General features: G+C 41.5%; 16 protein-coding genes and 1 pseudogene. 3 read left to right on the top strand and 14 right to left on the bottom strand.

The window, feature by feature from the left end:
- Nucleotides 1–145 precede the first annotated feature (145 nt).
- The 9 genes from fusA to AB1488_01225 form a co-directional block, all read right to left on the bottom strand.
- Nucleotides 146–2,227: an elongation factor G gene (gene fusA, locus AB1488_01185; protein ID MEW6408712.1), complete on the bottom strand. Its 2,082-nt coding sequence runs from the start codon at nucleotides 2,225–2,227 to the stop codon at nucleotides 146–148.
- Nucleotides 2,228–2,242: 15 nt separating this feature from the next.
- Nucleotides 2,243–2,713: a 30S ribosomal protein S7 gene (rpsG, locus tag AB1488_01190; GenBank protein ID MEW6408713.1), complete on the bottom strand. Its 471-nt coding sequence runs from the start codon at nucleotides 2,711–2,713 to the stop codon at nucleotides 2,243–2,245.
- 45 nt (nucleotides 2,714–2,758) lie between these two features.
- Nucleotides 2,759–3,130: a 30S ribosomal protein S12 gene (gene rpsL / locus AB1488_01195; protein MEW6408714.1), complete on the bottom strand. Its 372-nt coding sequence runs from the start codon at nucleotides 3,128–3,130 to the stop codon at nucleotides 2,759–2,761.
- A gap of 80 nt (nucleotides 3,131–3,210) precedes the next feature.
- Entirely contained in the window at nucleotides 3,211–3,444 is a 234-nt protein-coding gene (locus tag AB1488_01200; protein MEW6408715.1) for a hypothetical protein, read from the bottom strand.
- Complete coding sequence (locus AB1488_01205) at nucleotides 3,441–4,886, bottom strand: right-handed parallel beta-helix repeat-containing protein (protein ID MEW6408716.1); 1,446 nt, start codon at nucleotides 4,884–4,886, stop codon at nucleotides 3,441–3,443. The genes AB1488_01200 and AB1488_01205 overlap by 4 nt, the downstream gene beginning before the upstream one ends.
- A gap of 181 nt (nucleotides 4,887–5,067) precedes the next feature.
- Nucleotides 5,068–6,000: a hypothetical protein gene (locus AB1488_01210; protein MEW6408717.1), complete on the bottom strand. Its 933-nt coding sequence runs from the start codon at nucleotides 5,998–6,000 to the stop codon at nucleotides 5,068–5,070.
- Nucleotides 5,963–6,502: a prepilin-type N-terminal cleavage/methylation domain-containing protein gene (locus tag AB1488_01215; protein ID MEW6408718.1), complete on the bottom strand. Its 540-nt coding sequence runs from the start codon at nucleotides 6,500–6,502 to the stop codon at nucleotides 5,963–5,965. The genes AB1488_01210 and AB1488_01215 overlap by 38 nt, the downstream gene beginning before the upstream one ends.
- Before the next feature lie 2 nt (nucleotides 6,503–6,504).
- Nucleotides 6,505–6,918 (bottom strand): prepilin-type N-terminal cleavage/methylation domain-containing protein, encoded by a 414-nt coding sequence (locus AB1488_01220; protein ID MEW6408719.1) that lies wholly within the window; start codon nucleotides 6,916–6,918, stop codon nucleotides 6,505–6,507.
- Between the two features lies 1 nt (nucleotide 6,919).
- Complete coding sequence (locus tag AB1488_01225) at nucleotides 6,920–7,390, bottom strand: GspH/FimT family pseudopilin (GenBank protein MEW6408720.1); 471 nt, start codon at nucleotides 7,388–7,390, stop codon at nucleotides 6,920–6,922.
- Between the two features lie 254 nt (nucleotides 7,391–7,644).
- Between AB1488_01225 and selD the strand changes: the two are divergent.
- A pseudogene (gene selD, locus AB1488_01230) lies at nucleotides 7,645–8,613 on the top strand (selenide, water dikinase SelD).
- Here the strand turns inward: selD and AB1488_01235 are convergent.
- The 3 genes from AB1488_01235 to AB1488_01245 all read right to left on the bottom strand — a co-directional run bounded on the left by AB1488_01235 (nucleotide 8,610) and on the right by AB1488_01245 (nucleotide 12,203).
- Nucleotides 8,610–8,990: a YraN family protein gene (locus AB1488_01235; GenBank protein ID MEW6408721.1), complete on the bottom strand. Its 381-nt coding sequence runs from the start codon at nucleotides 8,988–8,990 to the stop codon at nucleotides 8,610–8,612. The pseudogene selD and the gene AB1488_01235 sit on opposite strands and share 4 nt — an antisense overlap.
- Nucleotides 8,991–9,072: 82 nt before the next feature.
- On the bottom strand, nucleotides 9,073–10,977 hold the full coding sequence (locus AB1488_01240; GenBank protein MEW6408722.1) for a TRAP transporter fused permease subunit: 1,905 nt from the start codon (nucleotides 10,975–10,977) through the stop codon (nucleotides 9,073–9,075).
- 125 nt (nucleotides 10,978–11,102) lie between these two features.
- Complete coding sequence (locus tag AB1488_01245; GenBank protein MEW6408723.1) at nucleotides 11,103–12,203, bottom strand: TAXI family TRAP transporter solute-binding subunit; 1,101 nt, start codon at nucleotides 12,201–12,203, stop codon at nucleotides 11,103–11,105.
- 222 nt (nucleotides 12,204–12,425) lie between these two features.
- Between AB1488_01245 and mtnA the strand changes: the two genes are divergently transcribed.
- Nucleotides 12,426–13,454, top strand: a complete 1,029-nt coding sequence (gene mtnA / locus AB1488_01250; protein MEW6408724.1) for an S-methyl-5-thioribose-1-phosphate isomerase — start codon at nucleotides 12,426–12,428, stop codon at nucleotides 13,452–13,454.
- Between the two features lie 57 nt (nucleotides 13,455–13,511).
- On the opposite strand, the gene AB1488_01255 is transcribed toward mtnA, so the two are convergent.
- A complete protein-coding gene (locus AB1488_01255; GenBank protein ID MEW6408725.1) occupies nucleotides 13,512–13,784 on the bottom strand; it encodes an HU family DNA-binding protein in 273 nt (90 codons plus the stop codon).
- Between the two features lie 248 nt (nucleotides 13,785–14,032).
- Between AB1488_01255 and hisF the strand changes: the two genes are divergently transcribed.
- Complete coding sequence (gene hisF, locus AB1488_01260) at nucleotides 14,033–14,848, top strand: imidazole glycerol phosphate synthase subunit HisF (GenBank protein MEW6408726.1); 816 nt, start codon at nucleotides 14,033–14,035, stop codon at nucleotides 14,846–14,848.
- An 89-nt stretch (nucleotides 14,849–14,937) separates the two neighbouring features.
- Here the strand turns inward: hisF and AB1488_01265 are convergent.
- Nucleotides 14,938–15,133, bottom strand: a 196-nt coding sequence (locus AB1488_01265) for a peptide-binding protein (protein MEW6408727.1), incomplete at its 5' end; no start/stop codon positions are given.

Consider the following 15,133-nt stretch of genomic DNA (forward strand, 5'->3'; position numbering starts at 1 on the left):
CCATAACCACCTCCTGCATTCCGTAGACAACGGACTTTATGTCCGTTGATTTTTCTAAATCAACGAGGGTAAACCTCGTTGCCTACCAACTTATCGCGTAATCCTATTGTTAGCAACTACTCACTGTTCACTATGCACTGTCGTTTTAGATTACTACTTCCCCCCTCACCTTTGCAACTATTTCATCTGAGATATTCTTAGGTGCTTCTTCATAATGGGAGAACTGCATTGTGTATGTTGCTCTTCCCTGACTCTTTGACCGCAAATCTGTGGCATAACCAAACATCTCGGACAGAGGCACCAAAGCCCCTATTATATGTGCACTCCCACGCATTTCCATCTTTTGTATTTTGCCTCTCCTCGAATTCAGATCTCCTATAATATCACCCATGTATTCTTCAGGGACTACCACTTCGATAGACATCATTGGCTCCATGAGCACAGGATTTGCCTTTGCGAGTGCGTCCTTAAAAGCCATAGAACCTGCGATCTTAAAAGCCATCTCTGAAGAATCAACCTCATGATATGTTCCATCATATAAAATTACTTTAACATCAACAACTGGATAACCTGCAAGTATACCATTTTCTGATGCCTCTTTTATACCTTTTTCTACGGCAGGTATATATTCCTTTGGAATGGCACCACCAACTATCTTATTTTCGAATTCAATTCCTTTCCCGCGCTCTATCTCTATACATACATGCCCGTACTGTCCCCTACCACCTGTCTGGCGGACAAATCTACCTTCTGTTTTTGATTTGCCTCTTATGGTTTCTCTGTATGCTACCTGAGGTTTACCAACATTTGCATTCACATTGAACTCACGCATCAGTCTATCAATAATGATTTCGAGATGTAACTCTCCCATTCCAGAGATTATAGTCTGTCCTGTTTCTGTATCTGTTGTTACTTTGAATGATGGGTCTTCCTGTGCAAGTTTATTTAAGGAAATCCCTAATTTTTCCTGATCTGCCTTTGTTTTTGGCTCAATTGCTACAGAAATAACAGGTTCAGGAAACTCCATTGTCTCAAGTATTATAGGGTGGTTCTCAGTGCAGAGGGTATCACCTGTTATTGCATTTTTAAGGCCTACAGCAGCAGCAATATCACCAGCGTATACCTCTTTGATTTCTTCGCGTTTATTTGCATGCATCTTAAGTAAACGTCCTATGCGGTCTTTAGTGTTTTTTCTCGTATTATAAACATAGGAACCTGTGTGGAGTTTTCCTGAATAGACCCTGAAGAATGTAAGCTGTCCTACAAAAGGGTCACTCATTATCTTGAAAGCCATCGCAGAGAATGGTTCATCATCGCTCGTCAGCCTCTGTACCTCATTACCTGTCCTTGGGTCTATTCCTCTAACTGGTGGTATATCAAGTGGAGAAGGGAGATAATCCACCACGGCATCGAGAAGTAACTGAATACCTTTGTTTTTGAATGCTGCACCACAAAGCACAGGGGTAATTTTCATTCTTATTGTTTCTCTCCTTATGGCTGATTTTAACTCATCTACCGACAACTCTCTGCCACTTAAGAATTTCTCCATCACTACATCATCAAATTCTGATAGAGATTCTATCATTTTTTCTCTGTATTCAACCGCCATTCCCATGAGGTCTCCTGGGATTTCATCCTCTATAAATTTTGCACCGAGTGTTTCGTCATCAAAGTAGATTGCCTTCAGCCGTACCAAGTCTATCGAACCCCTGAATTTTTCCTCTTTGCCTATAGGTATCTGAAGTGGCACAGGGTTAGCACCGAGCCTCTCTACCATGGAGTTCACACTCTGAAAAAAATCCGCTCCACTACGATCCATCTTATTCATAAATGCAATTCTTGGAACATCGTACCTGTCAGCCTGACGCCATACAGTCTCTGATTGTGGTTCAACACCTGCTACAGAGTCGAAGACTGCTATGACACCATCCAGTACTCTGAGAGACCTTTCTACTTCTATAGTAAAATCTACATGCCCAGGGGTATCTATAATGTTTATCCTGTAATCCTTCCAGAAACATGCAGTAGCAGCAGAGGTTATAGTTATTCCTCTTTCCTGTTCCTGAGGCATCCAATCCATCACGGCTGTTCCTTCGTCCACTTCCCCCATCTTGTAAGAGACCCCTGTATAATAGAGAATCCTTTCCGTTGTGGTTGTCTTTCCAGCATCTATATGTGCCATTATTCCGATATTTCGGCTTTTCTCTAAAGGTATGATTCTCGGCAATGTTTAATTCACTCCTTACCATCTATAGTGAGCAAAGGCTTTATTTGCTTCTGCCATTCGGTGCGTGTCTTCCTTCTTCTTTACTGATGCACCGGTATTGTTAAATGCATCAATTAGTTCAGCAGACAGCTTTTCTTCCATAGCCTTCTCACTCCGTTTACGAGAATAGGCGGCTATCCAGCGTAATGCAAGAGCCAGACGGCGGGCAGGTCTGATATCTACAGGAACCTGATATGAGGCTCCACCGACCCTTCTTGATTTGACCTCAACGGCGGGCTTAACATTCTCAACTGCTGTCTTGAATACCTTGAGCGGGTCATTTCCTGTTTTTGTCTTTATAATATTGAATGCATTGTAGCAGACCCTTTCAGCAAGACTCTTTTTGCCTTTTTCCATTATTATATTAATAAACTTCCCGACAAGTTTGCTATTGTACTTTGGGTCAGGTAGTATCTCTCTTTTCTGTACTTCTTTCTTTCTCGGCATCTCTCTCCTTAACTTATAACTTATGACTTATGACTTATAACTATATTATTTCGGTCTCTTTGCCCCATACTTAGATCTTCCCTGTTTCCTATCAACAACACCAAGTGAATCAAGGGCACCTCTTATAATATGGTATCTAACACCAGGAAGGTCTTTAACCCTTCCACCTCTAATCAGAACAATTGAATGTTCCTGAAGGTTATGTCCTACCCCGGGTATATATGTTGTAACCTCCATCCCATTTGTGAGTCGAACCCTTGCAACCTTTCTCAAGGCTGAGTTAGGTTTTTTGGGTGTAGTTGTATATACCCTTATACAGACCCCTCTCTTCTGAGGACATCTCCTCAGTGCAGGACTCTTTGTTCTCTTTTCAATAGGCGTCCTTCCATTCCTTATTAATTGTGCAATTGTAGGCAATTCAATATCTCCATTCTCTTTTTAGAGAAAAACTTTGCAAATATATCAGAGATGGTTTTTTTTGTCAAGATGTTTAATTACTAATACCCGAATTTCATCCGCATGTAGTAAGCGATAAAAAAGAATAGTACAGCGGCTATGAGCATTGATAACCCTATTCCCCCTCTATAGGCGAGTGTCCTTTTATCTAAATCGAGGAGTAATTTGTTGACACGTTCGTTAATCTTTGTAATAGTCTTTGGCGAAAAAAGAAACAGGATGCCAAAAAATGTAGAAAGTATTCCGAGCATACTGAATATGTATGACCATCTCATTGTACTACCTCCTTCCAGTGTATAAGTCTCAGTCTGTCTGTTTTGACAACAATTGCACGGCGCGAAAACTCCGATGTCCCCTTCCCACTAATAGTAGTTGTTGCTGTAATCCTATCATTATAACCTATATCCTTTCCTGTAATATCCATGATTGCCTCCCAGCAGTTATCCTGCCCTTGCATTCCCCCGGAACCAGCGGTAAAGGTTCCGAGATATACCTTTCCCTGCCCGAAGTTTGAACAGTCTGAATTTGTATCACTGCAAGATATTCCTCCACAACTGATTGCTGATGTGAATGAACAATTCCCACCATATGATGGAGGGTCTGCACTGTCCGCCTTGAAGAGCTCTACTGATGCATTCGATGGTGAACAACCTCTAACAGTAAGGGTGCTTCCAGAGAGGGATATCTGATTTATTACAGGGTAGTCAATTCCATTATTAGGCATACTTGTCTCACTATTGTCTCCATTGTTTGTGGTTACACCATCGTCATTGAAATCAATCCCCATACCCTGACCGCCTGTGCTATTCTGATAGATTGAGTTCTGTTGGATGTAAGTCTCACTTACACTAGAGCCATAAAGAACGATTCCCTTACCATTATTATTTATGGTGCAGTTCTTTATGTAGGCGAATTTTGAACTCGAAATCCATACACCGTATGTTGCATTATTACTTATTGTGGTATTAAGCAACTGGTTCTTGTCTGCATCGGTCTGCACAATAGAATCATGCCAGTAGACTCCTCTGTTATTGTTGGTTATGGTTGAATTCTGGATTGTATTTCTCTTTACATTATCAATCACAACACCATAGTTTGTATTATTTCTTATTGTAGAGCCATCAACGGTAAGGGTCTGAGATGAACTGTATATGCCTGTGTCAGAGCCCTCTATTGTAGTATTCTGAACTGTCGTGGCTGCAGCAGAACCTGAAGTATATAATGCATTTCCTGTAAAGTTCTGCAGTGTCAGGTTATTTATTATTAAATTATTGCTGGATGTATTGATACCTGTAGTAGTGCTGTTTCCACCATTTAATATCAGGTCCTGAAATGTTACACCTCCTACTGAAACAGTAAACGCTGTCCCAGCCGTAGCAAAGTTACTGATAGTATATTTTTGGCCAGCCTGACTCCGTATAATCATACCACTCTTGGGAACAGTATATGTCCTGTTATTTGCGTTGTAGCTTGCTACCCTTAGCTCTATAGTATCGTTAGGGTTGGCTTGACTCAATGCTCTACTCAGTGAACAATTATTACCAACAGAAGTGCAACCACCACTACCCTGACCAGTATCAGGAGCCGTATTGACCACTAACCGTGTCGCAGCGCTGGAGGTGCTGGAAAAGAAGAGTGAAAGTGCAAGCATAAGTAAAAGTGCATAGAACTTAACCGATACACATCTTCTAATTCGACTTCGCTTAACACAAGTCATTTTTAAACTCCCTATTTTCAAATAACCAATGGCCAATTATCAATAACCACTAAAAATAGGTCAGGCATCCTGCCTGATACTGGCATTTATCCGAGGCACGATGCCTCGGCTATTTTCTTCTTAATTCACATATTTATTATAACATTTTCTTAAAAGCAATATGTTCTTACCATGCACGTCATTATCTATACACCGATGCCTCTATCTTCCTCGTTGCTGTAATACTACCTGAGGCAGAGCCTGTTACTGTCATTAGTGCCTGGTTTGCGTATAGTTTTACAGCCCTATCAACGGGGTGTGAGGTAGCGGTTGTCGGGAACCCTGTACTAGGACTTATTGCACCCCTCCTGCAACCCTTTAAGTTTGTAGCATCCTTCTCTGTATAGTCTATATACTCGCTGGCCATCTTAACCTTGCCTGAGTTCGGGAACCCATCGGTTGAATTTACTGGTATAGTCCTTGCTGTTGATGTGATTCCTGATGTGAGATACGTAGCGATATAGACAGGTGTATCCTTACTATGGCTTGTCTTGCTCGTCCCGTGCCGTTCTCTCTGGGCGTTAAGGAAGTTTGTAGCATCTGTATCTGTATAGTCTATCGCTTCATCTTCTATCATGATTGTTCTCACATAAGCCCCATTCGGATCAGGGAATCCTGAGGTTGAATAAACAGGGATGGTTGTGGCAGCCGCACCAATATTTGCCGATAGTTTATTTTGTGTGAGCCATGTTATTGAGTAGGTAAATGTCCCTATGGTATTTCCATCTATATCTTTTACAGCAGGAGGAGTTGGTGGTGAGGCGCTTCCATCCCAGTTCGTCTGCTGGTATAGCCACCTCATCGCCCACTCCCTTCCTGACTCTACTGCAAAGAAGACCTCAGAGGACTTAACCTCTTTGGTTGATACAGTTGTGCTTGTTGCCATCATAGAGACGAACATAGCGCCTAAAAAGCCGAGCACGATTATCAGGAACACCGCAGCAATGAGCGCCGCACCATTTTCGTTTTTACCTTTTGGGGACAGTCCCGAATCTAATCCCTCCTTGCCCCCCTTTACTAAAGGGGGGATGGGGGGATTAAAACAAGTCTCTGATAAATATCCTTGTCTTCGCATCGTTATTCCCCACCTTGAGTGCTACTTCTATATACGCAATCTGATTCACCGTTGAGGTTTCATTCCCATCTATATCATAGTATTTAAACTGGAGGCTCTGGACATTGGTAGCAAGGTTACTCGATGTCCCGTTAAGTGTAAATACGAGTGGGTCACCTGCATTTCCTGACCATGAGAAACTTATCAAATCACCCTGTGAGTCATCTGGTGGATTTGAGATATTGGAACTCCTGAATTCTAAGGTTGTCACCGTGAATGTAGTTATCACTGGTATCCTCGATGGAAGGGGAGATGGGTTATCATCCGCCCTTATCTCCCTGAGTTCCCTCGCTATTCTTTCGAGTGCGGTCTGTCCATGAACCTGGCTCTCTGATATATCCCTCCCTGTTGTGTATGACCTCACCAACTCGGCGATCATAAGAGCAGATATACTGGCGATTATACCGAGTATGATAATAAGTATAACGAGTTCTATTAATGTAAAACCCCTGTTATTGTTCATCGTCAACTATCCGTAACAACTGCTACAAGTCTCACATTATAACTTCCGCCCCATCTGACCGTTACCTGTATAAGTTTATATCCTGTATCTGATCCAGAATAAGTCGGGTTTACGAGGTTTGAATCCACATAGGCGATATCTATCTTCTCCTCAAATTTTTCATAAGGGGATGGAAGTGCTGTCCATGTGCCTTCTCCAACATTTAATGCTATATCTGTATATCCTAACCTCATCTTCATAGCAATAAGCCTCTCAATCCTCTGCTGTGCAAACTCTACCGCCTGTGCTATCTGCACAGGGTCTGCCCCTTTACTGAGCCCTGTCATAAACATCATATAAAAACCTGTAGCGACTATACCAACGATAATCACTGTTATTATCATCTCTATGAGAGAAAAACCCTTTTCATTATTCACTTTATTGCACATACACCATACCTGTCTGAGAGACAACATTTATGCTCTTCTTGCCCCCATTGAGTGTGACTGTAAGTGAGCTATTCGGGACACCCTTACTATCAAACCTCACATAACCGGCAGTATCTACGGTTATGCCATCAAAGACCCCTGTATTAAGGTTTATTATCATAGAGTCATTTGTTTGGGGATCAAGGGCATATGATTCGGATGGGTCTTTTATCCCATTCGTGTTTGCATCGTTAAATATATAGTATCCATTCGGTGATGTCTCAAACTTCACAGCGTATTTGCCTCCTTCACTCATGGATAATTGCTGGGCATACCTTATATCAGCGGCTATTTTATCAGCGGCACCTGCTATCTTCAAATCTGTTACCCTGCTGAGTCTCGGCACAGCAATAATCGCAAGTATGCTTAAGAATATAACAACGACTATAAGTTCTATTAGGGTAAAACCTCTTGTATCCATTGATTAGATAAATTTTATCATAGTCTTAATAAATGCACAATATATCAAATCCTATTCGGTAGACAACGGACTTTATGTCCGTTGATTTTTTTCTATCCTGTAGATTTTTTTCTAAATTCAACGAGGGTAAACCTCGTTGTCTACCAAAAATTTGACAGACAATTTAATCCCTCTTTGATATAATATGCAGTGATATGAAAAGAATAAGGTTAACAGAAAAGGTAAGGGCAGCAGGTTGAGCTGGTAAGGTAGGTCCGTCGGACCTCGAAGAGATATTAAAAGAACTGAGGCAACCCTCTGACCCATGTGTGATTCTCGGTCCTGGAGATGATGCGGGTGTATACTGTCTAAATGACTCAGATGCCTTAGTTCAGACAGTAGATATTATTACGCCAGTTGTTGATGACCCCTATACCTTTGGTGCGATCAGTGCCGTTAACTCGATGAGCGATATATACGCAATGGGTGGAAGACCTATCTCCGCTCTTGCTATTGCTGGATTTTCTTCGTGTGATTATGAGCCATGGGTGTTGAAGGAGATACTGCATGGGGCAGTGGATAAACTCACAGAGGCTGGTGCGAGCCTCATCGGAGGTCACAGCATAGAGGATAAGGAACTCAAGTTCGGTCTATCAGTAACAGGTCTTATCCAGAAAGACCATATCCTCAAACTGACAGGGGCAGAGGCCCAAGACATATTAATCCTCACCAAACCACTCGGTTTCGGGATTCTTACAACTGCTCTTAAAGGTCAAGTTCTTTCAGAAGAGGATATTAATGATGCCATTAAGTGGATGCAGACATCGAATTCTACAGCCTCTATGATTGCTGTGGAGGTTATCGCCCATGCGGTAACAGACATAACAGGATTCGGACTCATGGGACATGCTTTAAATATGGTGAGGGATTCCCGTGTAGATTTCATTATACATAAAAACAGATTGCCTGTGCTCAGTCAGGTAAGGGATATGGTAAATCGTGGTATGGTTCCTCAAGGGGCGTATAATAATTTCGAGTATGTCAAACCGTCTGTGGACTTCCCTGAATCTTTCTCAGAGGAAGATGCCCTCATACTCTGTGACCCACAGACATCAGGAGGACTGCTCATTGCTATCCCAGAGGGTTCTTTGGATAGATTCCAAAAGCTTGCCAAAGAGAAAGGCGTTTCCTTCTGGATTATTGGAAAGGTTGTTGAAGGGAATTCGAGGATTAAAGTAGTTTAAAAGGTCCTCTCCATTTCAAAGGCATCCTTTATGAGCTCAATCTTATGACCTTTGCTATTCTGTGTCTCTGTGATTGAGATAACATCAAATCTACAGGGTGTATCCTTTATCCTTTTTCTCGCAAGAAAGTGTAAGGCTGATTTCGTTAACCTCAGTCGTTTTTTTGAGTCCACAGAAATTTCTGGGGGACCGAACTCCTCTGACCTTCTATACTTGACCTCGATAAATGATATTGTCCCTTTATCGAGTGCTACAATATCTATCTCTCCGTAAGGGCTTTTATAATTCTTTTCGATTATTCTGTATCCACGCTTTTTAAGGTATTTCTCTGCTACATCTTCTCCACTTTTGCCTATGAATATAGTCGAGAGTTTCACAGTACCTCCGAGATTACGGGGACAGTCTGAGACAGTCCCCTTCAATTATTATTTGCTATCAATATTGTAGCCCCTTTTTAGTTTATGCTGGCAGCGGCTTCTTCACCTTCTTAGTTTTCCAGATTATCCACATGAATGACACAGCAACAAGTCCGAAAAACATTAAGGCTACGAAATACGAACTCTCCACTATATAAACAAATCCTACAATATAGCTTATTAAAAATAGAATTCGTTCGAATATATTCAGTTTTCTAAGAAAGAAATTAAAAATAACCGCCGAAAGAAGATATATTAATAAAATTGAAACCAAAGTCCAGTAAATCATTGCCAATGATATATTAGGAAAATCAAGAAGTTCCTTGTGATAAACATAAATAAAAGGAACAATATATGTAGGTGTCACAATTTTCAACGCAGTTATGCTGGTTTTTACAAAACCTGCATTAGCAAGTTTACTGGCTGCCAGCGAAGCGACAGCGACCGGGGGAGTTAAAGATGAGAAGATCGCAAAGTACATAATAAAAAAATGAGCCGCTAAGCCTTTGAACCCTGCTTCTGCCATAGATGGTATTAGAAGCAAGGCGACCATTAAATAGGCAACGGGTGTCGGTAATCCCATACCCCCAATAAGTGAAAGAATCATACAGGCAAAAAGGATAAACAGTGCACTTTCCGGAAATAACTTCGCCAAAAAAACACCCACCGAACCAGTTAAGTTTGTGGTCGTTGCCATCTGTGCGATAGGACCGATCGCAATGAGGAGCAGACTCAGCGTTACTACGATTTCATAGCCATTTTCAAAGGCTTCCATAAAGTTTTTAAACTTAGGTCGAAACCTTTTAGATCGAAAGAACATTGTTATCAATACAAAAACTGAACCTATAATACCAGCTATACCTGGTGAGATGTAGAGTAAAAGTAACACCAAAACCACACTAAAGGCGATGAGAAAGGTAGGAAGAAGATTGTAAATAGCGCCCTTGTCAATAGGTTCATTTAGATATCCATATCCTCGTACCTTCGCTATATGCAGGATGGCGATCGTCACTCCAAGCAGATTTAGTATGGCGGGTAATACAGCAGCCAATGCCACCTTTACATATGGAATACTGAGAAATACTGCGATTATGAATGCCGACAATCCCATAATAGGGGGCATAATTTGTCCATTATTTGAGGCAGTAGCTTCGATGGCTCCTGCAAATTCAGGCTCGAACCCCTTTTTCTTCATCATGGGTATGGTTAACTGTCCTGTGAGCATAACGTTGGAAACGGCGTACCCCATTACCGTTCCTGTCATGCCACTGCCAATGATTGCAGGGAATGCCGCTCCTCCTTTGATGCGGTTTCCCACGACTTTTCCCATCTCTATCACGAGGGGAAGCATCCCAGTTCCAAACAGCAAAGTCGCAAATAAGACCAGGAAGTACACCTGATCTGCAGCAATTGGCACCATCCAGAATAGGCCTCCGATTGTGTCCATACCCAGATAACTCATCACGAATTTAATCTTCAATGGCGCATGTGTAAATGGAGGTGGGAGGAGATGACCCCAGAAAAAATAAGCTACTGAAATTGCAATAACTATACTGAGGACTCCACCCCAGTGAAACCAGTTTAAAAGTATGAGCGATATAATTAGAAACCATCCCACTACGAGATCCTGGTCTGTAATAAAGGGGGCGATTTCCTCAAGGCGGGTCGCATTGAAAGCGAGGTATGTGACTGTTAAAATAGCAATGATTGAAGCGATGATTACAAAGGACAATTGAAACCAAAACCGAAAGCCGACACCTAATTTTTCGTTACTCAGTGCTGCTTTTAGAGCTAGTAATCCGGAGAGCACCACAATCCCTAAAATGAACATGGACTGATAAAATCCAATATCTTGAGGATAAAAAGCGCTTCCTAACATATAAAATGTAAAAATCGTTCCCAATAACAAGATTAATTTGCGGGTAAAAAAAAGAACCTTCTCTTTCATTATTTACTCACCCTATCATAATATTCATAATATTGTTCATTTAATGAACTATATTAGTTAAGTGAAACCTCCCGTCATTTTTTGACGGGAGGTTTCACTACAATACCCATGTTGTGACTGTTACCTTACCTAAGGTATTCTGAAATTACTGGTTTAAACTTTTTTCGCAGATCCCATAGACCCAACTCTTTAAAGGCTCTGATGGCGCCAGGATGGGTGTTCTCTTCGGATAAGCCATTGAGCATCTCTGTGGGTGTAACAATGGTCCAGTAGGTATGTGAAGCTTTCAATGTAGGACCGATTGTCGCAACAGCCTTGACAAACTGGTATGCTAATTCTTCTGGAAAACTCTCATGAGCGACATTATATATACGATCTGCCCCGACGTATAAGTCGATTTTTTGCTTCGGTAAGGTTCTTGCAGGGATCTTTATTATCTGAGTAACTGTTCCAAATTCTCTGTTTATCTTTTCATAAACCGCTCGGTCAGGTGTAAGATAAAAGATGTCCCGCCCCGCTGCATCTAAAATCAGCTGCATACCTGGAATAGTATAGTTTTTTTGATCATGACTGATATAAACACCAGTCACCATCCCATCGATCTTACCAGCTAAAAGCTCATCTACTGCTTTGGCAGGACCCAGAAAATAAATCTTTGTGTTTTCAGGCGTGATACCATGTTTTGCCAGTAGAATATACCCATTCATACCCCAACAGCTCTGCCCGCGAAGACCTAAGCCGATTCTTTTTCCCTTTAATTGCTCTATTGATTTGATTTCAGGGTTTAATGTCTGGAAGAACATACCATATGTGCACAGGCCTTCGCTGTAAAGGATCTTCCATCTGTTTTTTATAGGCTCCTTAAAGAAGGGTTTCACCTCAGGTTTATCAGCGTGAGCAGCTAGCGCCACAACATCGTCTTCTGTAGAAAATATCGTATGTTTCCACAGATCTTTGCTCTTTGCCATCTCTATCAAATTATAGTTGTAACCAGGGGTTTCCTGTGAATTCAGGTGAAACGGAAGGTCCTTTCTCTTGATCACCGTCTCTAATAAAATGTTACCTTCTATAGCACCACAACCCATAGGACAAAGTAGCATGTTAATTTGCGGTTTCTTTTCGGCAGCTTGTGCTATACTTGAGAGCGTAACCGTTCCAGCTAAAAGCGTAATTATCAGCAGCGTAATTGAGAATATGAACAGTTTATTTGAATCTTTTTTAAACATAATCTCACCTCCCCTTTTATCTCTAAAAACTGCTACCCTCCCTTCTATTACGCACTTTGTTGTAACTTAGATTTTAGAATCACCTCCTTTCAAGATTGTGTTTCCACTACCTCCTTTTATTTTTATTTTATTACTTATTTAATCCAATGTCAAATAAAACAACTGTTGTTTTTAGTGCTGGGGTTATATATAATTTCAATCATAAGGAATGGAGGTTTGGTAATGATTCCAACGATTGAATGGAGAGACGGGGTAGTCAGGATGTTAAATCAGACAAAGCTTCCCCTTGAGGTTTCCTATGTAGATTGCAGAGACTACAGAATGGTTGCAGAGGGAATTAAGAAACTCTGGATAAGGGGTGCGCCAGCAATAGGTATTGCAGCTGCAATGGGTATTGCCCTCGGTGCTCAGGATATAAAGGCTGATAATTTTGATGACTTTTATAGCAGACTCCTGAAGGTATGCGAATGTCTTGCATCTACAAGACCAACCGCAGTCAATCTCTTCTGGGCTATCGAGAGGATGAAGGAATTCGTAAAGAAACAGAGGGATGAAAAGTTAGAGAGAATAAAAGTGCTTTTAATAGATGAGGCGAAAAGGATACTTCAGGAAGATATAGAGGCTAATAAGACGATAGGCAGAGGGGGGGCACAGTTTATAAAGGATGGAGATACCATACTTACCCATTGCAATGCTGGTTCATTAGCCACCGGTGGCTATGGTACAGCCACTGCACCGATACGTGTGGCATTAGAGCAGGGGAAGCGTATCCATGTATTTGTGGATGAGACGAGACCGATACTACAGGGTGCAAGACTTACTGCATGGGAACTTATGCAGGATAAGATACCTGTTACCCTGATTACAGATAATATGGCAGGATACTTTATGAAGAAAGGCGAAGTAGATCTCACCATTGTTGGTGCTGACAGGATAGCAAGAAATGGTGATGTAGCAAACAAGATAGGAACTTATACATTAGCGGTTCTGTGCAAAGAACATAAGATTCCTTTCTATGTGGCTGCACCAACATCTACGATAGACCTCAGTACTCCTTCAGGCGAACTTATACCCATCGAAGAAAGGGGATCTGAGGAGGTCACACATATATTAGGCAAGGTCCAGATTGCACCTGAAGGCGTGATGGTAAAAAATCCTGCCTTTGATGTTACACCTGCAGAATATATAACTGCGATAATAACAGAAAGGGGCGTCTTTCACCCGGATGAGATAAAAAAGATAGATTCATAGGATTCAAGGAGTCAAGTGGTCAGATCCTTGACCCTTTAACCCTTGAATCCTATCAAATTATTTTACTGCCTTTTTCAATGCCTGCCCCGCGGAGAATTTTGGTACCCTTGTTGCTGGAATCTTTATTTCTGCTCCTGTCCGTGGATTTCTTCCTTTTCTCGCCTTTCTCTTGTGAACAGAGAATGTACCAAAACCAACCAGTGTTACCTTGCCTCCCTTTTTCAAGGTTCCTGTAATAGAACTAATGATTGAGTTAATCGCCTTATTTGCCTCATTCTGACCAATGCTGGCATCCTTTGCGATCTTTTTTACAAGATCTGCCTTTGTCAACCTAATCACCCCCTTTCATTAATATATTCTCTAAAATATGCCCTCTGGAGAATTCTACCTTAAGGTCTACGACCCGTAGGGCAATGCTTTATTTTTAAGCCGTTACAAAATATAAAACCATCTTTTCACGCATTTTGCAAGAGTTTTTTAAATCTTGATTAAAAGAAATATAGTATTATGAAGGGAATGTCAAGTATTTTTATTGTGTTATTCAAAATTTCTCGGTGGTGTGGTATTATAATTTTGCCATGTTAACAAAAAGGATAATTCCATGTCTTGATGTGAGAGATGGGAGGGTTGTCAAAGGCGTAAGTTTCATTAACCTCAGAGACGCAGGCAATCCTGTGGAGAACGCAAAATTTTATGATGAACAAGGGGCAGATGAGCTTGTATTTCTTGATATAACCGCCTCACACGAAAAAAGGAATATTATAATCGATGTTGTAATGAGGACTGCGGAAGAGGTATTCATGCCACTTACAGTTGGAGGCGGGATCAAAACCCTTGATGACATAAGGGCGCTTCTCAAGGCGGGGTGCGATAAGGTCTCAATAAATACATCTGCTGTTGAAAACCCAGAATTTATCAAAGAGGCAGCCAAGAGATTTGGAAGCCAGTGTATTGTGGTTGCGATAGACGCCAAGCGAGTTCGGAGTTCGGAGTTCGGAGTTCGGAGTTCAAAAAACTCCCCACTCTCAACTCCTAACTCTCAACTGAGCTGGGAGGTCTATACACATGGTGGAAGAAAACCAAGAGGTATTGATGCTATTGAGTGGGCTAAGAGGATGGCGAATTATGGCGCCGGAGAGATATTACTTACAAGCATGGACAGGGATGGGACAAAGGATGGCTATGATATAAAACTTACTCGGACTATATCAGAGGCAGTTGATATACCGATAATCGCATCAGGTGGGGCAGGGACACTTGAGCATCTCTACGAGGGCATTGTTGAAGGCAGGGCAGATGCTGTGCTTGCCGCATCAATATTTCACTACAGAGAATATACCATCAGAGAGGCAAAAGAATACCTTAGGAGTCGAGGGGTTGCAGTTAGGTTATAGTGGTTAACGACGATGATAATAAAACAGGTCAGGCATCTCGAATAAAAATGCAAAAAGCAAAAATCAAAAATCCCCCTACAACCCCCCTATTACTCATACCACTCTATCTTATTTTTCGGTACATACCAGTGGATGAAATCATACCAGATGCCTATAGGTGCCTTCTCTACGCCCTTGAACCTTTTGTGGAGTATCGGAAGTGCATCCGGGACATATAAAAATGTATAGGGCTGATCTTCAGCTAATATTGCGTGTATCCTGTGGTATATCTTCTTCCTCTCTTCA

The sequence above is a fragment of the Nitrospirota bacterium genome (assembly GCA_040756155.1).
Taxonomy (GTDB): domain Bacteria; phylum Nitrospirota; class Thermodesulfovibrionia; order JACRGW01; family JBFLZU01; genus JBFLZU01.